The sequence below is a fragment of the Thiomicrospira sp. R3 genome (assembly GCF_029581415.1).
Taxonomy (GTDB): Bacteria; Pseudomonadota; Gammaproteobacteria; order Thiomicrospirales; family Thiomicrospiraceae; genus Thiomicrospira.
Genome location: NZ_CP121121.1, coordinates 491042 through 513139 on the forward strand (window position 1 = coordinate 491042; position 22098 = coordinate 513139).

The 22098-nt window shown below is 47.2% G+C and carries 33 protein-coding genes; 22 read left to right on the forward strand and 11 right to left on the reverse strand.

The genetic code is table 11. The annotated features are described in order from the left end of the window. Positions 1-192: 192 nt before the first annotated feature. The 3 genes from katG to P8S55_RS02460 all read left to right on the forward strand — a co-directional run bounded on the left by katG (position 193) and on the right by P8S55_RS02460 (position 3014). Positions 193-2349, forward strand: a complete 2157-nt coding sequence (gene katG, locus P8S55_RS02450) for a catalase/peroxidase HPI (RefSeq protein ID WP_289224708.1) — start codon at positions 193-195, stop codon at positions 2347-2349. A 154-nt stretch (positions 2350-2503) separates the two neighbouring features. Further along, a complete protein-coding gene (locus P8S55_RS02455) occupies positions 2504-2704 on the forward strand; it encodes a hypothetical protein (protein ID WP_289224709.1) in 201 nt (66 codons plus the stop codon). Further along, positions 2688-3014 (forward strand): type II toxin-antitoxin system PemK/MazF family toxin, encoded by a 327-nt coding sequence (locus P8S55_RS02460; RefSeq protein ID WP_289224710.1) that lies wholly within the window; start codon positions 2688-2690, stop codon positions 3012-3014. Before P8S55_RS02455 ends, P8S55_RS02460 begins: the two co-directional genes overlap by 17 nt. A 50-nt stretch (positions 3015-3064) precedes the next feature. On the opposite strand, the gene P8S55_RS02465 is transcribed toward P8S55_RS02460, so the two are convergent. Then, positions 3065-4147: an AI-2E family transporter gene (locus tag P8S55_RS02465; protein WP_289224711.1), complete on the reverse strand. Its 1083-nt coding sequence runs from the start codon at positions 4145-4147 to the stop codon at positions 3065-3067. A gap of 180 nt (positions 4148-4327) precedes the next feature. Between P8S55_RS02465 and P8S55_RS02470 the strand changes: the two genes are divergently transcribed. Genes P8S55_RS02470 through modC form a run of 4 tightly spaced genes read left to right on the forward strand, consistent with a single transcriptional unit; the run spans position 4328 to position 7703 of the window. Beyond that, the gene (locus P8S55_RS02470; protein WP_289224712.1) at positions 4328-5128 is read left to right on the forward strand and encodes a TOBE domain-containing protein; all 801 of its coding nucleotides are present in this window, start codon (positions 4328-4330) and stop codon (positions 5126-5128) included. Then, positions 5125-5871, forward strand: coding sequence for a molybdate ABC transporter substrate-binding protein (modA, locus tag P8S55_RS02475; RefSeq protein WP_289224713.1), 747 nt, complete (start codon positions 5125-5127; stop codon positions 5869-5871). The genes P8S55_RS02470 and modA overlap by 4 nt, the downstream gene beginning before the upstream one ends. A gap of 50 nt (positions 5872-5921) precedes the next feature. Continuing rightward, positions 5922-6626 (forward strand): molybdate ABC transporter permease subunit, encoded by a 705-nt coding sequence (gene modB / locus P8S55_RS02480; RefSeq protein ID WP_289224714.1) that lies wholly within the window; start codon positions 5922-5924, stop codon positions 6624-6626. A 9-nt stretch (positions 6627-6635) separates the two neighbouring features. Then, positions 6636-7703, forward strand: coding sequence for a molybdenum ABC transporter ATP-binding protein (modC, locus tag P8S55_RS02485; protein ID WP_289224715.1), 1068 nt, complete (start codon positions 6636-6638; stop codon positions 7701-7703). Between the two features lie 183 nt (positions 7704-7886). Here the strand turns inward: modC and P8S55_RS02490 are convergent, their stop codons facing one another. From P8S55_RS02490 to P8S55_RS02505, 4 genes are all read right to left on the reverse strand, one after another. Then, a complete protein-coding gene (locus tag P8S55_RS02490) occupies positions 7887-8303 on the reverse strand; it encodes a type II toxin-antitoxin system VapC family toxin (protein ID WP_289224716.1) in 417 nt (138 codons plus the stop codon). A 10-nt stretch (positions 8304-8313) separates the two neighbouring features. Then, entirely contained in the window at positions 8314-8574 is a 261-nt protein-coding gene (locus P8S55_RS02495; protein WP_289224717.1) for a type II toxin-antitoxin system Phd/YefM family antitoxin, read from the reverse strand. A gap of 125 nt (positions 8575-8699) precedes the next feature. Continuing rightward, a complete protein-coding gene (locus P8S55_RS02500) occupies positions 8700-8975 on the reverse strand; it encodes a helix-turn-helix domain-containing protein (RefSeq protein ID WP_289224718.1) in 276 nt (91 codons plus the stop codon). Next, on the reverse strand, positions 8972-9181 hold the full coding sequence (locus tag P8S55_RS02505) for a type II toxin-antitoxin system RelE/ParE family toxin (protein ID WP_289224719.1): 210 nt from the start codon (positions 9179-9181) through the stop codon (positions 8972-8974). Before P8S55_RS02505 ends, P8S55_RS02500 begins: the two co-directional genes overlap by 4 nt. 107 nt (positions 9182-9288) lie before the next feature. On the opposite strand from P8S55_RS02505, the gene P8S55_RS02510 reads away from it, so the two are divergent. The 5 genes from P8S55_RS02510 to P8S55_RS02530 all read left to right on the forward strand — a co-directional run bounded on the left by P8S55_RS02510 (position 9289) and on the right by P8S55_RS02530 (position 11534). After that, positions 9289-9564, forward strand: coding sequence for a hypothetical protein (locus P8S55_RS02510; RefSeq protein ID WP_289224720.1), 276 nt, complete (start codon positions 9289-9291; stop codon positions 9562-9564). Between the two features lie 53 nt (positions 9565-9617). After that, on the forward strand, positions 9618-10157 hold the full coding sequence (locus P8S55_RS02515) for a YaeQ family protein (RefSeq protein ID WP_289224721.1): 540 nt from the start codon (positions 9618-9620) through the stop codon (positions 10155-10157). Between the two features lie 55 nt (positions 10158-10212). Continuing rightward, positions 10213-10914, forward strand: coding sequence for a pseudouridine synthase (locus tag P8S55_RS02520; RefSeq protein ID WP_289224722.1), 702 nt, complete (start codon positions 10213-10215; stop codon positions 10912-10914). Positions 10915-10947: 33 nt separating this feature from the next. Further along, positions 10948-11169 (forward strand): GDCCVxC domain-containing (seleno)protein, encoded by a 222-nt coding sequence (locus P8S55_RS02525; RefSeq protein ID WP_289224723.1) that lies wholly within the window; start codon positions 10948-10950, stop codon positions 11167-11169. 203 nt (positions 11170-11372) lie between these two features. Beyond that, on the forward strand, positions 11373-11534 hold the full coding sequence (locus tag P8S55_RS02530) for a Nif11-like leader peptide family natural product precursor (protein WP_289225296.1): 162 nt from the start codon (positions 11373-11375) through the stop codon (positions 11532-11534). Between the two features lie 69 nt (positions 11535-11603). Here the strand turns inward: P8S55_RS02530 and trpB are convergent, their stop codons facing one another. From trpB to P8S55_RS02545, 3 genes are all read right to left on the reverse strand, one after another. Beyond that, positions 11604-12800, reverse strand: a complete 1197-nt coding sequence (gene trpB / locus P8S55_RS02535) for a tryptophan synthase subunit beta (protein WP_289224724.1) — start codon at positions 12798-12800, stop codon at positions 11604-11606. 52 nt (positions 12801-12852) lie between these two features. Next, positions 12853-13506: an oxygen-insensitive NAD(P)H nitroreductase gene (nfsB, locus tag P8S55_RS02540; protein ID WP_289224725.1), complete on the reverse strand. Its 654-nt coding sequence runs from the start codon at positions 13504-13506 to the stop codon at positions 12853-12855. A gap of 182 nt (positions 13507-13688) precedes the next feature. Beyond that, positions 13689-14843, reverse strand: coding sequence for an NnrS family protein (locus tag P8S55_RS02545; RefSeq protein WP_289224726.1), 1155 nt, complete (start codon positions 14841-14843; stop codon positions 13689-13691). Positions 14844-14997: 154 nt separating this feature from the next. On the opposite strand from P8S55_RS02545, the gene P8S55_RS02550 reads away from it, so the two are divergent. From P8S55_RS02550 to P8S55_RS02565, 4 genes are all read left to right on the forward strand, one after another. Next, complete coding sequence (locus P8S55_RS02550; RefSeq protein ID WP_289224727.1) at positions 14998-15429, forward strand: RrF2 family transcriptional regulator; 432 nt, start codon at positions 14998-15000, stop codon at positions 15427-15429. A 3-nt stretch (positions 15430-15432) separates the two neighbouring features. After that, on the forward strand, positions 15433-16158 hold the full coding sequence (locus P8S55_RS02555) for an HPP family protein (RefSeq protein WP_289224728.1): 726 nt from the start codon (positions 15433-15435) through the stop codon (positions 16156-16158). A gap of 336 nt (positions 16159-16494) precedes the next feature. Beyond that, positions 16495-16761, forward strand: a complete 267-nt coding sequence (locus P8S55_RS02560; protein ID WP_289224729.1) for a hypothetical protein — start codon at positions 16495-16497, stop codon at positions 16759-16761. Between the two features lie 11 nt (positions 16762-16772). After that, the gene (locus P8S55_RS02565; protein ID WP_289224730.1) at positions 16773-16925 is read left to right on the forward strand and encodes a hypothetical protein; all 153 of its coding nucleotides are present in this window, start codon (positions 16773-16775) and stop codon (positions 16923-16925) included. Positions 16926-17081: 156 nt separating this feature from the next. Here the strand turns inward: P8S55_RS02565 and P8S55_RS02570 are convergent, their stop codons facing one another. Further along, complete coding sequence (locus P8S55_RS02570; protein WP_289224731.1) at positions 17082-17636, reverse strand: DsrE family protein; 555 nt, start codon at positions 17634-17636, stop codon at positions 17082-17084. Between the two features lie 193 nt (positions 17637-17829). Here P8S55_RS02570 and P8S55_RS02575 point away from each other — a divergent pair, with 193 nt between their 5' ends. The 5 genes from P8S55_RS02575 (at position 17830) to P8S55_RS02595 (ending at position 19516) form a co-directional block, all read left to right on the forward strand. Next, a complete protein-coding gene (locus P8S55_RS02575; protein WP_289224732.1) occupies positions 17830-18249 on the forward strand; it encodes a MerR family DNA-binding protein in 420 nt (139 codons plus the stop codon). After that, positions 18233-18541, forward strand: a complete 309-nt coding sequence (locus P8S55_RS02580; protein WP_289224733.1) for a heavy-metal-associated domain-containing protein — start codon at positions 18233-18235, stop codon at positions 18539-18541. Before P8S55_RS02575 ends, P8S55_RS02580 begins: the two co-directional genes overlap by 17 nt. Next, positions 18538-18750 carry a GDCCVxC domain-containing (seleno)protein gene (locus tag P8S55_RS02585; protein ID WP_289224734.1) on the forward strand — a complete coding sequence of 71 codons (213 nt, stop codon included), beginning with the start codon at positions 18538-18540 and terminating at the stop codon, positions 18748-18750. The genes P8S55_RS02580 and P8S55_RS02585 overlap by 4 nt, the downstream gene beginning before the upstream one ends. Further along, a complete protein-coding gene (locus P8S55_RS02590) occupies positions 18740-19135 on the forward strand; it encodes a hypothetical protein (protein WP_289224735.1) in 396 nt (131 codons plus the stop codon). Before P8S55_RS02585 ends, P8S55_RS02590 begins: the two co-directional genes overlap by 11 nt. Before the next feature lie 165 nt (positions 19136-19300). Beyond that, complete coding sequence (locus P8S55_RS02595) at positions 19301-19516, forward strand: Nif11-like leader peptide family natural product precursor (protein WP_044409102.1); 216 nt, start codon at positions 19301-19303, stop codon at positions 19514-19516. Between the two features lie 69 nt (positions 19517-19585). On the opposite strand, the gene P8S55_RS02600 is transcribed toward P8S55_RS02595, so the two are convergent. Together P8S55_RS02600 and P8S55_RS02605 are read right to left on the reverse strand one after the other, a co-directional pair. Next, positions 19586-19804 (reverse strand): hypothetical protein, encoded by a 219-nt coding sequence (locus P8S55_RS02600; protein ID WP_289224736.1) that lies wholly within the window; start codon positions 19802-19804, stop codon positions 19586-19588. Positions 19805-19812: 8 nt separating this feature from the next. Next, positions 19813-20574: an SDR family NAD(P)-dependent oxidoreductase gene (locus tag P8S55_RS02605; RefSeq protein WP_289224737.1), complete on the reverse strand. Its 762-nt coding sequence runs from the start codon at positions 20572-20574 to the stop codon at positions 19813-19815. Between the two features lie 65 nt (positions 20575-20639). On the opposite strand from P8S55_RS02605, the gene P8S55_RS02610 reads away from it, so the two are divergent. Continuing rightward, positions 20640-21980, forward strand: coding sequence for an ABC1 kinase family protein (locus P8S55_RS02610; RefSeq protein WP_289224738.1), 1341 nt, complete (start codon positions 20640-20642; stop codon positions 21978-21980). Positions 21981-22098: the final 118 nt, after the last annotated feature.

Sequence of the window (22098 nt, forward strand, 5' to 3'; positions counted from 1 at the left end):
CAGCAACCCGTCTCGCCCAAAATGAGGAAAATTTTCCGCCACCAACCAGGCCTGGTTGGTGCGCTACAACCCATAAAAATAAACTATCAAAACAATAAATTAATTAAACTTCACTTATCAATTTTAGGCGTAGAATTAATCTTAGAACTTCAAACTGAAGCTCTAGTCCTAAAATAATACGAGGAGGATGTTATGTCTAGTGGAAAATGCCCGGTCATGCATGGCGCAAATAGTTCGGTTGACAAATCAACGATGGATTTTTGGCCTAACGCACTAAATTTAGATATCTTGCATCAACATGATAGCAAGGTAAATCCGATGGAACCCGACTTCGATTATCGCCAAGCGGTGAAAACCCTCGATTTTGACGCGCTTAAAAAAGATATGCACGCCTTAATGACGGACAGCCAGGCCTGGTGGCCTGCGGATTGGGGTCATTATGGTGGTCTGATGATTCGCATGTCTTGGCATGCCGCTGGCACCTACCGCATTGCCGATGGTCGTGGCGGCGGAGGCACGGGCAATCAACGCTTTGCGCCGCTGAACTCCTGGCCAGACAACGTTAACCTCGACAAAGCCCGCCGTTTGCTGTGGCCGATTAAAAAGAAATATGGCAATAAAGTCAGCTGGGCGGATTTATTGGTACTAGCGGGAACGATTGCCTATGAAAACATGGGGTTGAAAACCTTTGGTTTTGGTTTTGGTCGTGCCGATATTTGGCAACCGGAAAAAGACACCTATTGGGGTGCCGAAAAAGAATGGCTTGCACCATCGGATTCACGTTATGACAACTTGGACGACCCAACCACGATGGAAAACCCGTTAGCCGCCGTGCAAATGGGCTTGATTTATGTCAACCCCGAAGGCGTTAACGGCCAGCCCGATCCGCTCAAAACCGCGCTCCAAGTGCGCGAAACCTTTGCCCGTATGGCGATGAACGATGAAGAAACCGTCGCGCTGACCGCCGGTGGGCATACCGTGGGTAAATGTCATGGTAATGGTCGTGCGCAAAACTTAGGGCCCGACCCAGAAGCCGCCGATGTAACTGAGCAAGGCTTTGGGTGGATGAATCACAAATCCCGTGGAGTTGGGCGCGATACCGTGTCGTCAGGGATTGAAGGCGCATGGACCACTCACCCGACCCAATGGGATAACGGTTATTTCTATTTGCTGTTTACCTATGATTGGGAGTTGAAAAAATCGCCCGCCGGTGCGTGGCAATGGGAACCGATTAATATCAAGGAAGAAGATAAACCGGTTGATGTCGAAGACCCAAGCAAACGTTATAACCCGATTATGACCGATGCCGATATGGCGATGATTAAAGACCCGATTTATCGTGAAATTTCGCAGAAATTTTATGAAAACCCAGATTACTTCTCTGACGTGTTTGCACGCGCTTGGTTTAAGTTAACCCACCGCGACATGGGACCAAAAGTGCGTTATCTTGGCCCAGATGTGCCAGCTGAAGATTTAATTTGGCAAGACCCAGTTCCGCCGGGCAAAGCGGATTATGATGTTAAGGTCGTCAAAGCGAAGATCGCCGCCAGCGGTTTATCGAGCGCCGAGATGGTGGCGAGCGCTTGGGATTCGGCGCGTACCTTCCGTGGTTCAGATTTGCGTGGTGGCGCGAATGGTGCGCGGATTCGTCTTGCTCCGCAAAAAGATTGGCAAGCTAACGAGCCTGAGCGTTTAGCGCGTGTGCTCGCCAAGCTGGAACCGATTGCCGCTGAATTTGGTATCAGCATGGCCGATACGATTGTATTAGCCGGTAATCTCGGGGTTGAACAAGCCGCCAAAGCCGCTGGTTTTGCGCTAAACGTGCCGTTTGCACCAGGGCGTGGGGATGCGATCCAAGACATGACCGATGCCGAATCATTTGAACCGCTTGAGCCAATTCACGATGGTTATCGCAACTGGCTGAAAAAGGACTATAGCGTGCAGCCGGAAGAGTTGCTGCTTGACCGCACTCAGCTAATGGGCTTAAGCGCCCATGAAATGACCTGTTTGGTCGGCGGGTTACGGGTGATCGGTGCCAACTATGGTGACTCAAAGCAGGGTGTGTTTACCGATAAGGTGGGTGCGCTGACCAATGATTTCTTTGTCACGCTCACCGATATGGCCTATAGCTGGAAACCGGCGAGCAAAGACCATTATGACATCGTCGATCGTACTAGCGGTGAAACCAAGTACACCGCCAGCCGCGTGGATTTGGTGTTCGGCTCTAACTCGATTTTACGCAGCTATGCCGAGGTTTATGCCCAAGACGACAACAAAGAGAAGTTTGTTAAAGACTTTGTGAAGGCTTGGACCAAAGTGATGAACGCAGATCGTTTCGATTTGGCCTAATTGCTTTTAAATCGAGCTGACAGCAAAACACCCGCCCCGGCGGGTGTTTTTGTTTTCAAATCCAGTTCACTTGCAAACCACCAAGCCTTTACACTCTTTGGTTGTGGTGGTTTAATACTAGAATATAACGAATATTCAGTTTTAGGAAACCTTCATGTCACTAGCCGATACGATTTATGAAGTCATTAAACCCTTCCCCGACGACATGGCGAAGGAGGTGCTCGACTTTGCGCTTTATTTAAATCAGCGTGACGAGACTCAGAGTTGGCGCGATCTACAGGCGGCTCAAATTAGCAGTTTAGAAGACTGGAATAACGAAGAAGACGAGGTTTGGAACCATGTACCAGAAGTCTGACATCGTCGTTATCCCCTATCCGTTTACTGATCTTTCCTCGAATAAATTGCGCCCGGTTTTAATGCTTACATCCGCGAATGCACAAGGCGATTTTCTTGCCATGCAGATTACTTCAAAAGCGGGGCATGATAATGCCGAAACGCTCGAAAACGCTGATCTAGAAATTGGACAACTGCCCAAACAAAGCTTTGTTCGCCCCGACAAACTAGTCACACTTCACACCAGCCTAATCAATAAACGAATTGGCCAACTGACCCAAGCGGCAACAAAAAAGTTTGATCAAATCATCTGCAACCAACTAGGCTGCTAAAACCGCTAAGCTCAACAACTAGGCCTTTACAGCCTTAAGTTGTGGTATCGTTAAGTGCTAGGTTTTTGCTCTGTTGATTGTGTTTGATCTGCCGTTTCTTTTTGTTCCGCTGGCTCCGGAGCGTCGTTGCTGAGCATAATCGCAATCCACTTGGTGCCTTCGTATTGCTCAAGCGCGATTTTGACAATCATGGTCAGCGGAATCGACAAGAACATGCCAACCGGGCCAAATAACCAGCCCCAAATTAATAACGACAAAAACACCACCAGCGGTGACAGCCCCAAACCTCGCCCCATGTATTTGGGTTCAATCAGGCTGCCCATGACCACATTAATCACCACAAAACCGAGCGCCACCAAGGCTGCATCGCCAAAACCCAATTGCACCAGCGCCAATAACACCGGGGGCACCGCGGCAATCAAAGAACCGACATTGGGGATGTAATTCATCAACATCGCCACCAAGCCCCAAAGTACCGGAAAATCGACACCCAAAAACCAAAGCCATAGGGTCACCAAAACGCCTGTGATAAAACTGATAATCGTTTTAATCATCAAATATTTATTTACCCGTGACATAAAGCCCGTGGCGGCCTCTAGCGTAAAATTGGCATTAGGTAACGCCGCACGCATTTTACGCGGAAACGTCGCCTCTTCCATCATCAAAAAAATCACAATAAAAACCACCAAAAACACATTGGTAAGCAGAGAGCCTACGGCCGCCAGCGCCTTACCCACCGTACCCATGACATTCGATGGATTCACATGCTGCATCAGCATTTCTCTGGTCAGCGGAATGCCCATGCGCTCCAATATGGGTTGCACTTCAATCAGAGTGGCTTGTAAACGCAATTGGTACTGTGGTAATTGCTGGATAAAGCTATCAATCGAATTACTCACCACCATCGCCAAGCCACCGCCAAATACAATCAGCACCATTAAAACTATCAGCACCGCCAAGCCTGAGGGCACACCACGCGTTGTCAACATGCGCAAAAATGGTGTACTGATAATCGCAATAAACAACGCCAACATAATCGGTATCGTAATCGCCTCCGCCGCTTTTAAACCAGCAACAATCACAATAATGCTGGCCAAACCCACCAGCCAAATCAACCCCTTGCTTTCTGTCATGGCCACTACATCCTTGTATTCTCATGTTTATTGAAGCGATTTTACACCAGGCCTGGTTGCTTTAGCGCCTTTTGTTTAGACGATTGTTCACCCGCTTCTCCAGCTCAAACCAATTAGCTTGACAAGCAAGATGGTGTCAAGTATATTTCACTTTAACGATATCTACCTGAGTATAACTTGATGCCAGATTCATCAACCCAAGCCGAATTTTTCGCCCCTTGGCATGTGCATTTAGGCGGGGGCAATATTAGCCCGCGTCGGCTGCATTTATTGCAAGCGATTGAGGCCACAGGCAGCGTGGCGCAAGCCGCCAAACAAGTCGGCATGACCTACAAAGCGGCCTGGGATGCGGTGGAAATTATGAATAACTTGGCGGGCGAGCCATTGGTCAATCGTCAACACGGCGGCAAAGGCGGCGGTGGCGCCACCCTCACCCCAACCGGCCTGCAAATCGTCACCATGCACGAACGCTTATCAGCGATGCAGGCGATGTGGATGGCTTCGCTCGATAACGCGGATGCCGATATTTTACCTTTGATGCGGAGAATTAAAATGCAAACCAGCGCACGCAACAGCTTTTACGGCACGATTGAAGAAGTAAAAAAAGGCGCCGTCAATGCCCAAGTCACCCTGAAACTACAAGGCGAAGACCGGATTATTGCCACCGTTACCAGCGATAGCGCCACGCGAATGGGTTTAAAACCCGGTGCGTCCGCTTGGGCACTGGTCAAAGCGAGTTGGGTAGTGTTGGCTAAAGAGCAAGCCAAAGGCTTGATTAGTGCGCGTAACTTTTTATGCGGCCAGGTCAGCCGTATTAACCAAGATGCTGTGCATGCTGAAGTCGTCGTCACATTACAGGGCGGCAACACCCTGTCGTCAATTATTACCCACAGCGCATTGGAAGAACTGGAGCTCGTTGAAGGCGCACCGATTTGCGCACTGATTAAAGCCTCGCATGTACTCATAGGAGTCAACGAATGAAAAGGTTTTTAATCGCGCTGGTTATCAGCACCTTTAGTGTAACGGCTCAAGCGCAAAAAATGATTATTGCCGCTGCGTCAGATTTAAAGTTCGCGCTGGATGAAATCCATGCACAATATCTCAAAACCTATCCTAATGATCAGGTCGAAGTCATCTACGGTTCATCCGGTCGTTTTTCACAACAAATTGAAAACGGCGCGCCGTTTGATTTATTTTTCTCCGCCTCAATGGACTACCCCAAAGACCTACAACAAAAAGGCTTTGCCGCCACTGAACCGAAACTTTATGCGCTCGGTCGGATCGTGATTTGGAGTCGACGCCATGATGCCAGCCAAATGACGCTAAACGATTTAATGGAACGTCGCTATCGTCGCGTAGCGATTGCCAGCCCGGATCACGCCCCCTATGGCGTGCGCGCGATGGAAGCCTTACAAGCCGCGGGCATTTGGGATGAGATTCAACCCAAAATCGTGATTGGCGAAAACATTGCCCACGCCGCCCAGCTGATCGAATCCGGTGCCGCCAATATCGGCATTATCGCGCTCGCCTTGGCACTGAACCCGCAACTTTCGCGCCACGGTGGCTACAGCCTAATCCCCGAAGAGATGCATCAACCGCTCGAACAGGCTTACATCATTACCCAGCGCGCCAAAGACAACCCGATTGCCTTTCGGTTTGCCGAATTTATGGAGCAGCCGGTAGCGACACGGATTATGGAACAATACGGCTTTGTCGTGAAATAACAACTGAAGCACAAAAGAAACTATCAATAGCACTACCAGAGCACTCCACCATGGAATTTATGGATTTTTTTGCCATTACTCCCGCCGAACTGCAAGCCCTGTGGCTAACCTTTAAACTGGCGTTTTACACCACGCTGATCCTTATTGTTTTTGGCGCACCACTCGCTTGGTGGCTAGCCTTTACTCAATCGCGCTGGGAAACCGTAGTCTCCGCTTTAGTCGCATTGCCCTTGGTGCTGCCGCCCACCGTACTCGGTTTTTATCTGCTGATTATTCTGGGCCCTTATGGCTGGGTCGGTGGCACAATGGAAGCGATGGGAATGGAGCACCTCGCCTTTAGCTTTACTGGCATTCTGATCGGCTCAATTATTTTCTCACTGCCCTTTGCGATTCAACCGATGCGCGAAGGCTTTGCCTCGATGCCACGCAACCCGATTCTGGCCGCTGCCACACTGGGTGCCGGGCCGATTGACCGGTTTTTTACCGTGATTTTGCCGCTCGCCCGTGGTGGATTTTTTACCGCGATTGTGATTTCGTTTGCGCATACATTGGGCGAATTTGGCGTGATTGCGATGATGGGCGGCTCGATTCCCGGTGAGACCAAAGTAGTCTCGATCGCGATTTACGACTACACCCAAGGCATGGACTATGCCGCGGCGCATCGTTTATCGGCGATTCTATTGATTTTATCCTTTATGATTCTAGCCGTGTTTTATGCCCTTAACCGCCGTTTTATGGCACCGCTCAAACTCTAGGAGACCGCGATGCTTGAATTTAACCTCCGACATCGCTATCCAGGATTTGATTTGCAAACCGGTGATGTTCAACTTCCCAGCGATGGCATTACGGCGGTTTTTGGCCCTTCCGGCTGTGGTAAAACCACCCTCATTAAAACCCTATCCGGTTTAGAAAAAGCACAAGGCTGGGTCAAGCTCAACCAGCAGGCCTGGCAATCCGACAGGCTGTTTTTACCCGTTCACCAACGCCGCATCGGCATGGTATTTCAAGATGCCGCACTCTTGCCGCATCTCAGCGTGCAAGGCAACTTGGATTACGCACTCAAACGCTCCGGCTTCGAGCGATCACAACACCGCGCCCAGCAAGAGTGCTGGATTGAACTGCTCAATCTCGCCAGCTTGCTCAACCAATCGGTGCTCACCCTATCCGGCGGCCAGAAACAACGCGTCGGCATCGCGCGCGCCCTGCTCTCCAACCCGCAAATCCTGATGCTCGACGAACCCATGTCCGCACTCGATTGGCGCACCAAAAACGAATTGATTCCACTGATCAAAGACGTCTCCAAAACCTCCAAACTGCCGATTCTGCTCATCACCCATTCACCCGAAGAAGTCGAACGCCTCGCCGACCAGGTGTTGCTGTTAAATCAAGGCCGAGTTGAACAACTCGAAAGCTTACAACAAACACTATCGCGCCCCGACTCCCCGCTATTTGACGAACAAGGCGCGGTCTCGGTGTTAATTGGCCAACCGGGTAAGCTTTGCGATGGCCTGCAACAGATTCAGCTCGGCGATCACACACTCTGGGTCAAACCGCTCAAACGCACTAACCATGAACCCGTGCGAATTCGCGTACTCGCCCGCGATGTCAGCCTTGCCCTCTCCGACCCCAAAGACCTCAGCATCATCAACCACATGCCCCTCAAAATCGACGAACTGATCGAACAACCCGACCAGCGTTTATTAGTGCGCTTACGTCTCGATGACCAACAGCACCTATTCGCCGAAATAACCCAACAATCCGCCAAACGCCTAAACCTACAACCAGGCCTGGTGGTCTATGCACTGATTAAATCGGTGGCATTGGCGGAGTAAAGCTTAAAAAATCTTAACCTCGTTCCCACGCTGTGCGTGGGAACGCAGACCGGTTTAACCTATGAAACAGCGCTCGAACCCAAGTCCAGGGCGCTCCCACGTTCAACGTGGGAGCGAGTTAACCATCCTTTAAAAAGAAAATGGAACCCTTTTATTCAGATATTCATACGTCCTTTCCCTAGTTTAGGATGAGCGCATTCCATCAAAGGGGTTGAACCAATCTACATCCAGCGTTTTAAAGTCGGCGATGTTGCGTGTTACTATTGTTAAATGATGGGTTTTTGCTGTGGCGGCGATCATGGCATCTTCGTATAGCGTATTGGACGTGCCATGCATCAATTTAGCCCAAAGCCTAAACACTTTGCCCTCTAGCGGTAGAATGTTGTAGCTTTCTGCGACCAAGTTCAACCAGCCCTCAATTTCTTTTGCTTTTTTAGGGTCTTGAGTCCGAGTTAACTCGATCCCCGCTTGAATCTCACCCAAACTAACGGCTGAAATAAACAATTGGTTATCGTCCATTTGCTTAATCCATTCAACCACGGCACCATGGGGTTTGATACGGCGCAATTCGGAAATTATATTGGTGTCAAGAAGATACATAAATTGCCAATTAAACTTCAAACGGCATGACTTCACGACGGCGAGCTTGCCCGCGCTCAGGCACAATCAAATCGCCGCGCGCATCATCGCTCAAAAGTAAATTTTTTAAACTGGGCTTAGCGGAAGATTGCAATTGATGCCACAATTCAATCGGCACAAGCACCGCCGTTTCACGGCCTCGCTTAGAAACAATCTGCGGGCCGTCGTGTAAACAGGTTTCTAAAAATTCACTAAAACGCGCCTTCGCGTCTTGAACTGGCCAAGTATGCATAACTGCCTCCAACTCTGACTAGGTTAATGACTAGTTTACTCGTTTTCACCTAATTCGCAATTCAAAGTTAGGGAAAAAGAGGACGCCATAAAATCAGATTGCAAAGCGCCCCCTCTTTTTTACAACTAGGTAATAGAAACCTCAAGCTTTCGACCTAGTACCGCTGCAAACTTTTCCAGCGTGGAAAGTTTGATATCTTCTGCATGGTTTTCAATGCGAGAAATCGCTGATTTTTGGGTATTCAAGCGCTGTGCAATGTCATCCTGGGTTAAGCCGGAGGCCTCGCGTGCTTGGCGTAACATCGCGCCGATTTTAAACGTCTGATAGCCCTCGTCATAGCCATCATTAAACTCCGGGTCTTGTGCCTGACGATGACTAACGTATTGCTTTAAATCACTCATGATCTCTGCTTCCTATTTAAATAATCTTCTTTCCGTACCTCTGCAATCAGAAGTTCTTTTTTTGGGGTTTTCTGCGTTTTCTTCTGAAAGCCATGATTTAAAATCACTACTTGATCACCATCTAAAAAACCCAGTAAATCGAGGGTGCAAAGCTCATTGATGTGGATTAAGCTTTCTACAATCCGTCCAACACTTAAACCTAGCACCAGGCCTGGTAAGAATAGTGCGCATCCTGGCTATTGCTAACAAAACGACTCGACTGGACTCTATTAAAAAAACACCTTATACTTTAGGAATTTGGAGGAGCTGCTCGATGTTTAGTTTTCTGTTTGGTAAAAAGCCCAAAGCGCCAGAAGTAAAACCTGAAACCCAGCGTGAGACGATTGAGCGCGCGCAAGAGGAAATCAATAAGATACTTTCCAATTTAACCCCCAAACCCAGTACCACCATCACCCCTGAAGATGGAACCTTAAAAATCCATCTGCCCGAACACATGCCTGACGAACCCAAGGGGCTACCGGCCCCGTCTCAAAAACAAGCCGTTAAAGAAAACACACCTAGCGAAAACAACTCCAACTTGGCATCCTAGACCCAGCATTCCAGAGCACTAACGACGGCTCCCTCTCTAAAAGGCGTACCCTTGTGGCCATTAAACCCACCATTTATAAGTTTAACCTTGCGCTCTCCGACATGAACCGGAATGTGTATGACTCGCTCAACCTAACTGTCGCGATGCATCCCTCTGAAAACCAAGAACGGATGATCGCTCGGGTGTTAGCTTATTGCTTAAATGCGCAAGAATTTTTATCCTTTACCAAAGGCTTAAGCGCGACCGAAGAACCCGATATTTGGGCGCGCACATTGGATGATCAATTGATGTTATGGATCGATATTGGCGAGCCCTCGGTGGATCGCATTAAAAAAGCGACGCGCCTTGCCCGTTCGGTGAAGGTGTATAGCTTTAACAGCAAGTCGGACGTTTGGTGGGCACAAAGCCAAAGCAAACTTGCCGGGTTAAATGCGAGTGTATTGGCCTTTGATTACAAACAAATTCAAACCCTAGCAGGCCTGGTATCACGCACGATGGATTGGTCGTTATCCATCTCTGGCGAGTCGGCGTATGTATCCACCGATAAAGGCGAGTGTGAAGTCACTTGGAAAGTCTTGCAGGAAGTGGAGTAAGCTACTCGCCTCTACAAAAACCGTTTTAGAAACGCATGTTAATGAATGAAGCTTAATGCGCATTAATAAATATTTAAGTCAACACGGCGTCTGCTCTAAACGGGCGGCGGATCGTTTGATTTTGGCCGGGCAGGTTACGGTGAATGGATTAGCGGCTGAAGTTGGGCAGAGGGTGGATTCGCAAGACGAAGTCTGGGTGAAGGGTCAACCCATTAATGCCAAGCCCAAACCGATTTACTTGCTTTATCACAAGCCTGTTGGCGTGGTATGTACCCACGACCGAACCGTAAAAGCCAACCTAGTGGATGCACTCGATTATCCACAGCGCGTGTTTGCCGTTGGACGCTTGGATAAGGATTCAGAGGGGTTGTTGTTGCTCACCAATGATGGTGCCATTTTTAATCCCATTTTGCGCGCTGAACATCAGCATGAAAAAGAGTATGTGGTAACCGTAGATCACTCTATAACGCCGGAATTTTTAAGCACGATGGCGTCAGGGGTAGCGATTTTAAACACCACCACCCTGCCTTGCTTGGTTACCCAACTTAGTGATCGCGTTTTTAATATCGTACTCACCCAAGGGCTCAACCTTCAAATTCGGCGCATGTGCCAAACACTGGGTTATCGCGTACAAAAACTCCAGCGCATCCGCATTATGCATTTAAAGTTAGGTTATTTAGAGGCCAATCAATACCGTGAACTTTCCGCCGACGAGCAGGCAGATTTAGGTAGAAGATCAAAAACCTGTTTAGATTAAAATCGACAACGCAACCAATACAGGATGACACGCATGATAGAAATCAATTCAACCCTCACTTGCCCCGAGTGTGGCAACAGCAAAACCGAACAGATGCCCACCGATGCTTGCCAATATTTTTATGAATGCACCTTTTGTGGCGCACTATTAAAGCCCTTGCCGGGCGATTGTTGCGTGTATTGTTCGTATGCCGATGTGCCCTGCCCACCGATTCAACAACAAGAAACTTGCTGTAATGCAGTCTCCGTTAGTTAACCCCCGTCCCTTCAACTAGATCAAATTAGAGCAAAATTAGTTAATCGACAAACTTGAGTTTTAGGTATCATAAAGCCATACCCATTAAACGGTTCAACTTAAGCCTTTATTGGCTTACTAAAATCAATGCGAAGTGTGGAGAAAAAAATGGCCTTAAATCAAATGGAAGCCTTCATAATGAAAATGCAGGCTGACACCCTGCACTGAAAAGTGAAGTGGTAGCAGCGTCCACCGCTGATGATGTGGCGCGTATCGCGTATAAACTGGGCTATGAGTTCTCTGGCGATGAGTTATTACGTATGTCGGGTAAAAAGGTCGGCCAGGCCACCATGATAAAAAACGGATTACCTGGCGAATACCATTAAGACCCTAGTTCGCAGCCAGGCCTGGTTGTGTTTATTTACATAAAACAAACCAGGTTTACCGTCCGTTAACTACTCGCCAAAACCAAAGTTTTGGGTGATGTAATCAATATCCTTATCCCCACGACCTGAAAGATTAATCAAGATCGTTTTACCCGGATTTTGCTGCCCATGCTTAATAGCCCAAGCCACCGCATGCGCACTTTCCAATGCACAGATAATGCCTTCCATCCGTGATAACTTATAGAAAGCATCAAGGGTTTCCGCATCGGTTGCGCCCTGATAGTTTACGCGCCCGGTGGTATTTAAAAAGCTATGCTCAGGCCCAATACCCGGATAATCCAACCCTGAAGCAATCGAATGCACTGGCGCAGGATTGCCCTCTTCATCGGACAAGAGCATACACTTAAACCCGTGAATCATACCTGGTTTGCCATAGGTCATGGTGGCCGAATGCTCACCCAGCTTAGTGCCCTTGCCTAAGGGTTCGACGCCATTTAACCCTACCTCCGCATCATCAATAAAGCCGGCGAACATCCCCATTGCATTAGAACCGCCCCCGACACAAGCACCGACCTCATCAGGCAACTCACCGACCATCTCTAAATACTGTTCACGCGCTTCAATGCCCACAACGGCTTGAAAGTTACGCACCATCAACGGAAAAGGATGGGGGCCAACCACCGAACCAATTGCAAAAATGGCATGTTCAGTTTGCCCTAAATAGGATTGAAACGCCGAGTCAACCGCTTCCTTTAAGCTGCGCCCACCAAAGCCAACAGGCACCACCTGCGCACCCAACAACTTCATCCGTGTGACATTCGGCGCTTCTTTGGCTATATCAATTTCACCCATATGAATTTCACATTCCATACCAAAGTAAGCCGCAGCCGTTGCTAAAGCAACACCGTGCTGCCCCGCCCCCGTTTCTGCAATCAACTTGGTTTTTCCCATATGCTTGGCCAGCAAGGCTTCCGCCATACAATGATTAAGTTTGTGCGCGCCGGAATGATTGAGGTCTTCGCGTTTGAGATAAAGATGAGCGCCAACATGTTTGCTTAAATTATGCGCGTAATAGACGGGTGTGGGTCGCCCCTGATAATGTTTACGAATGTATTTAAGCTCATTGATAAAGTCTGCCGAACGGCCAAGTGTCATATAAGCGCGGTTTATTTCAGCGAAATGAGGAACCAGCTCTGGCGGCAAAAATGCGCCGCCAAAGTCACCAAAATAACCGTCTTGACTGGGTTGTTGCTTAAGATAAGACATAAAAAACCTTTTAAATAGATAGGTTGAACAAACTATGTCTTATTATTTTAGCCTAAACCTCGCTAAATAGGCTCGATTCTGGCCAACGCGATTTAGGAAGATTCGCATTAAAATCATGGTCGGCTTGATAACCCACTGCGACCACAGCTAGCGCTTTATAACCCTTAGCGATCAAATCGAACTCCTGATCTAAAATCGTCGTATCCACGCCCTCAATCGGCACCGCATCCAAGCCCAGCGCACCCACGCCAAGCAAAAAAGCACCCATATTCAGATAGACCTGTTTCTCCATCCAACACTGGGTATCCAGCCATTGAACCCGATGCAAATCAGCATAAAAACCGCGTACTTTGCGCACCTTGCCTTTCATCTCTTCTGAATCAATACGCCCGTCTTGCTGCTCTTGATTAAGCAACGCCTCCAAATAATCATCGGTTAAATCGATTTTCACACAAAACACCACGACACAGGATGCGTCATTAATTTTGGATTCATTGGCGACATACTGACCGCCAGCGGCTTTCGCTATTCGCGCTTTGCCTGCTTGATTCGTAGAGATGACAAAATGCCAAGGCTGTGAATTGACGCTTGATGGGCTCAAACGCAACAAGGCTTTGATATCGGCCAACTGATCGGCAGACAAGGAACGCGCTGGATCAAATTTTTTAGTGGAATAACGTGTTTGCGCGACGTCGATAATATTCATGGCCAGCTCCTAAACCTTCAATAAATGGATAAGGCGCTATTTTACGTTTAGACACCTATGACCTCAAGAGCCGCACAATCTGCAAGAGATTCCGGCCTTCGCCGGAATGACGAGAGAAGGCCAGAATGACCTGGGCAACGTCGGCGCGAGAGCTGGTTGCAACTTGTTGATTTATTATTTAATTAAGATGCGTTTGCACTGGATACGGGTGTGGTTAAAATGCGCCAATACAAAACAAGCAACAGGCTAAAACCCAGTATCCAGCTCCACTGGCTAAGTGCAATCCACAGCAGGCTTGTTTGCGGCCAAACTATCGGCAAAACGACTCTAAAGAGCGCCGCAAGAATCAACAACACAAACACCCAAATCAACCCCTTAGGCGGCTCAAATACATTGCGCTGAGTATGGCCCAGGCTAATTCGCGCCATCATCGCTGAACACAACAAGCCTATTCCACCGGCCGCTAAAGCATGCACAGCCAAAGTGGATGGTAGCCAACCCAGACCAACAAAACCATACAACACTAAGCCAAGTAAAATAAAACCATGCGAGATGTGCAAAGGCCAGAGCAATAATTGTGACCAGATTTTGGGGTGATACCACCAGGCCTGGCGAATAACAAACAATAGCGCCAATGGCCAAGCTAGCAGGCTGATCAGCCAAGTTATCGGCGAAAAAACCACCACCAACATCAAGCCTAAAAACCCGATAATTACCGCCTTATCCAAGCTATTTGAGTTTTTAAAGGGCGCCAATCCCAAGGCCTTTTCGGTAAAAAACGGCACTAAACGTCGAATCATCGTTAAGTTGATGGTCAACACCAAAAATAAGCCCAGTATTAAGCTTTCATTCACCCATGGCCAGGCCTGGTGAACATTTAGGTAAAAACTAGCATTGGCCATAAACACAGCCATAAACAAAACCACCAGGCCTGCTTGCGCACGCAGGCGTTTTTTCCAAACTGGCCAAGCAAAATGCCACACCAACCCAAGATTAAATGCCAAATCAAACAACGCCACCCAACTAATCGGCAGATCCAATAGATAACCCAAGCGTGCGGCCAGCCAAAAGCCAACTACCAGCCCAAGCCTCCAACCCGAAGCCGTGTTCATCCCTGACCAATTCATGACCGCCGTCAGTAAGAACCCAGCCACAATAGCCAACGCATAACCGAAAACCATTTCATGTGCATGCCAAGTTACCCCAGACACGCCACTCAAGCCCATGGTCGTTTGAGGAAACTGCCACCACCAAACCGCCATCGCCACCACCGCAAAACCCACACCTCCAACAAAAAAACTCCGAAAGGCGCGTTCAAAGAAAAAATCGTTTTTCATACTATTACCTACTGACCAAGCACTTACGACTAGACATCCACACCAGCCCAAAAGATTCATTTTAAATGAACCTTTAAAAAGATGCATGTTATTTATATCTTTGTAATTCATATCTTAACTATAATAATTAAATTACGCCCTAAACGAGAAAACCATGCAACTAACTAAACACACTGATTTTGCGTTTCGTGTCTTAATTTATTTGGCGTCAAAGCCTGATGAAGATTTATCGCAGATACAAAAGATAGCGGATGACTTTGCGATTTCGCGCAGCCATGTCATGAAAGTGGTACAAAAATTAGCTAACCATGGATTTATCGCATCGCTACGTGGGCAGGGCGGCGGTTTAAGACTCGCTAAACCCGCCACGCAGATCAACCTAAGAGAGATAGTGGAATTAATGGAAACCACACTTAACCCAGTGAATTGTCACCAACCCTCATGTTTGATCAACACCGACTGTGTGCTAAAAACCTATTTAAACCAAGCACTAGAACACTATCTTGCCCATCTCGCGCAGTTTTATTTAAGCGACCTTGTCACCCCCGAAATATCTCAAACCCTCAGTCTAATTAAATGGAGATAAATAGTGGTTTCATTTTTTAAAAACTACACCTCATTTGAGCGCAATACAGTTAAAGAAGTTTTGGTATCTACTACCGGTGTGTTTATTGCGCTGGTTATGGTGATTTTGGCGACCCGACTAACACATCACGATAATTATCCGTGGTTTATTATTGCCTCTATCGGCGCAAGCGCGATTATTATCTTCTCAACACCTCATGCGCCCATGGCACAACCCTGGGCGGTGTTTATAGGGCAAACAATTGCCGCACTTTGTGGATTGACCAGCTGGGCGCTGATCAAGGATCCAAGCCTCGCGGTTGCGATTGCGGTTACTGCGACGCTATTTTTTATGCAACTTAGCAACGCGCGTCATGCACCAGGTGGCGCGACCGCACTCTTTATCGCCCTTGGCCCGCCAGAAGTTCAAGCCTATAGCTGGAGTATTTTATGGCTTAGCTTACTTCCAAGCTTGATTGCCCTCACCTTAACAGCTATTTTATTCAATTGGTTTTTTAAATGGCGACGTTATCCTTATTTGCTAATGCCCAAAAACACGACCAAAGAAACCCAAGCGCTGCCTATTCAGGCTGAGATTAACCATGAGGATCTGGTATTTGCAACTAAACAACTTGAAGGCTATTTTGAAATGACCGAGGAAGAATTCATGGACCTCTATCGTCTGGCGCGCCAGCACCACATAGATTCGATCAACACAAGTCAAAAAAACTGCGACATTCAGCTCAGATAAAGCTGACCTTTATAGCTCATTCGGTCAAAAAATCGGCCCTATCACGCCAAACCCTCGAACTTTGGCGCAAAAACTATCTCGCTTGGTTAATATCCTGTTTAAAACATTCACGTTGTGCCTTGCAACAATCGTGCTCTGAACTAAAGGGTTTAGGCCTAAACGCATAACCCGTTCAAGCTTCAGATTTCGGCTCCTTTGGTGGTTGAATATGACGAGGCTTTAAGACGCATCTTTGCGTGCATGCAGACATCAGTTAGTGTGGATTAAACAAAACCACTTGACTGGACTCTAATAAAAAAACACCTTATACTACAAGAATTTAAAGGAGTTTCTCAGATGTTTAGTTTTCTGTTTGGTAAAAAGGCCAAAGCGCCAGAAGTAAAACCTGAAACCCAGCGTGAAACAATTGAGCGCGCGCAGAGGGAAATTAATAAGATAGTTTCCAACTTAACCCCCAAACCCAGTATCACCATCACCCCTGAAGATGGAATTTTAAAAATCCATCTGCCCGAACACATGCCTGACGAACCCATGTATCACGAACTCAAGGCACTACCAGCTCCTTCTCAAAAACAAGCCGTCAAAGCAAACTTACCGGGTTAAATGCGAGTGTATTGGCCTTTGATTACAAACAAATTCAGACCCTAGCAGGCCTTTTAGCACGCACGATGGATTGGTCGTTATCCCTGTCTGGCGAGTCGGCGAATGTATCCACCGATAAAGCCGAATGTGAGGCCACTTGGAAAGTCTTGCATGAATTGGAATAGGCCACTCGCCTCTACCAAAACCGTTTTAGAAACGGTTTTTAATAAATAAAGTAATGCGCATTAATAAACATTTAAGTCAACACGGTATCTGTTCTAAACGGGCGGCGGATCGTTTGATTTTACTTTCCTCAACTGTCAAACCTTGAGCGGCTCACCCTACTGCGACACTGGTTGCAATGACTTGCGATCTTCATCCGATAAACGCTCAATAATCACCACCTCATAACCCAGTGCACGATAATCATTGATTTGCGCCTCACCTGAGGCTGAAACATCTACAAAACTCGCAAAATCCTGGTCGCTCCTGCCTTCCCAACCGGCAACCACGGCACACACATGCACGGTTACGCCTTGTAGATTAGACATATTTTCAAAGGTGCTTAAGATACTGGAGGCGGGCTGATTGTCTTTTGGCTTCGCCAGTTCAATTAATTCTCGACCATGGCTCACAATCACCACATCCAAATCAGCAAAACGCTGTTTTAATGCATCCACTTGCGCTTGGATAAACGTCGCGTTGTCAGTCATCGCCCCTTTAGACAGACTTTCAACCTCAATCACCACACCGGATGGCATAATGTCTTGTGCCACTATTCGCTGCACATCAGGGTGTAAGTTTGATGCCGCCTGAACAATCGAATAGCTCATCATAAACAAAACCACCCAAAACGTGATAAACCTTTTAGACATGGATTGAGTTGCACTATTCATAATCGTTTCGCCTCTTTTTAAAAACCTACTTGAATCTTATCACGGATATTTGTAAAAGCTAAAAATCCTTTTTACTCATGACTAAACTTACAACCAGGCCTGGTTGAATATTCCAGCTTAACATTGCATTTAAATACTGCTTGACCTTGGACTATACTCCAAGGTTTATGATGGTTTATAGAGGGTAGTGGATATGAGTTTGTTAACGATTGGTAAGCTGGCAAAACAGGCCGGCGTTAAGACCGACACCCTGCGTTATTACGAGCAGCTGGAATTAGTTTTGCCTACGCAGCGCAATAACGCGGGGTACCGGCTGTATAACCAAAACGCGCTCAAGCAACTGGCGTTTATTCGTCGCGCGCAAACGCTGGGTTTTAGCTTAGAGGAAATCAAAGAGTTGCTAGAGTTGCACCAACAGCCGAGCGCGCAGTGTGGCGATATTCAACAGCGTGCGGCGTTGAAAATTGAAAAGATCAACCAACGCATCGCAGATTTAGCCCAAATTAAGCGCGGCTTGGAGCAACTGCATGCACAATGTCATCAGGGCGCAAGCGTGGAACAATGCAGTTTAATCAAACATTTTTACGGAGACGAGCATGACAACAAAACTTAATGTATGGATTGCAGGTGTTGTTTTGAGCCTGGGTAGCTTTTCGCTGCAAGCCGCCGAGCAAACCTATGAAATTCAAATCGGCGGCGTCACCTGTGTAAGCTGTGTACCGCGCGCAGAGGCCGAGTTTAAAAATATGGACGGCGTAAAGTCGATTAAAACCGATGTACGCAAAGGCGAAGTCCGCATTTGCACCAATGGCTCTATTTCATTTACCGAGGATCAACTCAACGGCATTTTTCGCCAACGGGGTTTTGCATTTAAAAGCATGACTATTAAGGAAGGATGCGCATGATTGAACTCCACTCAACGATTAGCTGCCCCGAGTGTGGCAAAAGCAAAACCCAACAGATGCCAACCGATGCTTGCCAATATTTTTATGAATGTATTTTTTGTGGCGCACTATTAAAGCCCTTGCCGGGTGATTGTTGCGTGTATTGTTCGTATGCCGATGTGCCTTGCCCACCGATTCAACAACAAGGGAGCTGCTCTAATGGATGCTAATACCACCCAAGTCGTAAAACCGAAAAAATGGGGGATTTGGATTTTGTTTGCCTCCGTGCCTACGCTGTTATGTTGTGCGCTGCCAGTGGTGTTGGTCAGCTTAGGAATGGGTTCAGCGGTGGTGAGTTTATACAGCGACCATCTGCCGTTTTTGCAATGGTTTGGCATGAACGAACACATCACTTTTGGCCTAACGGCTGTCATTCTCGCCTTTGCAGCTTGGCTACTTTATCGCCCTGGACGCAGTTGCCCGACTGACCCAACCCTCGCCCAAGCCTGCCAATCGGCTAATAAATGGAATCTTCGTTTTTACTGGGGTGCGGTGGTGGTTTGGTGCATCGGCGCGTTTTTTGCCTTTGTGCTACCCATTATTCAAGCGCTTTAATCCGCATGGTTATTAACCCGGATATTTTATAAATTCGCGTGATGATAAAGCTAAAATAGTTAATCGACAATCTTGGGTTTTAGGTATCATAAAGACATACTCATTAAACGGTTCAACTTAAGCCTTTAACGGCTTACTAAAATTAATGCTAAGTGTGGAGAAAAAATGGCCTTAGATCAAATGGAAGCCTTCATAATGAAAATGCAGGCTGACCCTGCACTGAAAAGTGAAGTGGTAGCAGCGTCCACCGCTGATGATGTGGCGCGTATCGCCTATAAACTCGGCTATGAGTTCTCAGGCGATGAGTTATTACGCATGTCGGGTAAAAAGGTCGGCCAGGCCACCATGATAAAAAATGGATTACCTGGCGAATACCATTAAGACCCCAGTTCGCAACCAGGCCTGGTTGTGTTTATTTACATAAAACAAACCAGGTTTACCGTCTGTTAACTACTCACCAAAACCAAAGTTTTGGCTGATGAAATCAATAACCCCCTCGACCACAGCTAGCGCTTTATAACCCTGTAAACAACACATCCAAGCCCCGTTCTCTTGCTGCTGAACAATCCGTCCATTTGAACAACCGCCCATAACCTGATCGCCCACATAATCCCAGGCTTGACCGCTTTCAGCGGCGAGCGGATCAACCGGATATAAACGATAATGCATAACGTCTCCTAAGGCTCAAAAGGTTGGCCTAAAAAATCAAATAATAACCCCGAGTCAGCGGGAGAGCGCTCGGCCATAACCTCAAGCAAACACGTAGCAGTGAACTCGGGAGTTTGCAGTTGATCAGCAAGCACACGTGATGTAAACGGCGATGATAATGCGCTTTGTGTCGTACCCGGCTGAAACCCAACCAGTGTAACTAACGGATGACTGCGTTGCAATTCAATCGCCAAGTTCTTAATCAGCATATTCAATGCGGCTTTACTGGCTCGATAAGCATGCCACCCCCCCAACCGATTATCGCTAATACTGCCCACTCGCGCAGACAAAACGCCGATTTTAAGTGGCGAACGCCTTGGCCAATGTCGCAACCACTGAGATAAAAACAACATAGGAGCAACCGCATTCATCTGGTAGGAGAAATGCAAGGCTTCGGCACTCATTTGTTCATGCCGCCGTTCTGGCTGAAATGGTTTATTATGCAAAAAACCCGTTGCAATCCATAGCTGCGCCACTGATTTCATCGGACTGGTATTCGTTGATTGCTGCAACCAGGCCTGGTAGGCACTTTCCCACTGTTTTTCAATCGTTGTTTTTACGGTGTAATCCAACATAAGGTCAATCGACTTGATCGGCAAACTGGGTAACGCTAAAGGGCGATGACTAAACCGAACGCATTCGGTGTAACCCCCTTGGGCAATGGCTTGCTCAACCAGCGCCGAACCAATGGCGCCGTTCGCGCCAACCAGCGCGAAGATTTTTTCCGCCATAAAACTCTCCCTGCAAAACAAATTGGACAACAGTTAGTTAATAGCTATACAATACCACAACTGAAATGGAACAATTAATACCAATAATGAATAAGGATAGCGCAAACCTCCCCAGCCACCGCATTAACCGAATGGCACGTTTAGGTAAACTTGCCAGCAGTGTTGCAGGCTCGATGCTTTACCAAGGGGGTAAGCAGTGGCTTAAAGGTGAAAATCCAACTAAACAAGCGCTACTGTTAAGCCCACAAAACCTGCAACGATTTAGCCAAGAACTCGCCAAGTTACGTGGTGCAGCGATGAAAGTAGGTCAATTACTTTCAATGGATGCAGGTGACCTACTGCCTCCTGAACTGGCTCATATCCTAGCGAATTTACGCAACCAAGCGCCCTCTATGCCACTGCCGCAACTTCAAAAACAACTCAGTCAACACTGGGGAGCTAACTGGGCTGATCAGTTTCAACAGTTTAGCTTTTACCCCATTGCCGCGGCCTCGATCGGCCAGGTTCATCGCGCGGTTGACCAAGCGGGCAATCTATTGGCGATAAAAATCCAATATCCAGGTATTGCGCAAAGTATTTCAAGTGATGTTGACAACCTCGCTACTCTTTTAAAGTGGTCGCGACTCATCCCTAGCGATGTCAATTTAAAGCCGATTATTGAGGAAGCTAAACGGCAATTATTGCTGGAAGCGGATTACCATCATGAGGCAGATGCATTACAATTCATCGGGGAAAAAATTAATCAATGTCGCTTAACTGATCACTTTGCGCTACCCAAGCTTGTACCCAAACTCAGCAATAATCAAATTCTCAGCATGTCCTTTATGCAAGGCGAACCGATTGAAAGCTTAAAAAACCAACCCCAAGCCGAGCGCAATCAAGCCATCAGCCATTTGTTTGAACTTCTATTTTTAGAGCTGTTTGACTGGCAACGGGTACAAACCGACCCTAACTTTGCAAATTTTTTATATCAAGCCGATAGCCAGCGGATTGTACTTTTAGATTTTGGTGCAACACGTCAATACGACCCAAATATCGCACTTGGTTATCGCCAACTCATCTCAGCTGCAATAGAACAAAATACCGCTGGAATGGAACAAGCTGCAGCAGATATCGGCTTTTTTCAGCAGGCAATCCTCCCTGAACAAAAAGCAAGCGTCATGCAACTTTTCCACCAAGCCTGCGAACCCATAACCCACACAGGCCCCTTTGACTTTGCAAACAGTGATCTAATTAAACGCATCAAAGAAAAGGGCATGGCGCTTAGTTTTGAACAAAACTACTGGCACAGCCCACCCGCTGATGCCTTGTTTTTTCATCGCAAACTGGCTGGTTTTTATCTGCTTGCGGCACAACTCAGTGCACGTGTTGATTTATTCAAGCTATTTAAACCCTATAAAATCTAAAACGACTTTATCGACAAGGTTTAATTCGTCTTATCCAAACGACGAATGACTTTTTACTCAAACTAAAACTCAAAATCATTAAAAAACCCAACTGATTTCATCAAACCGTCATGATAAT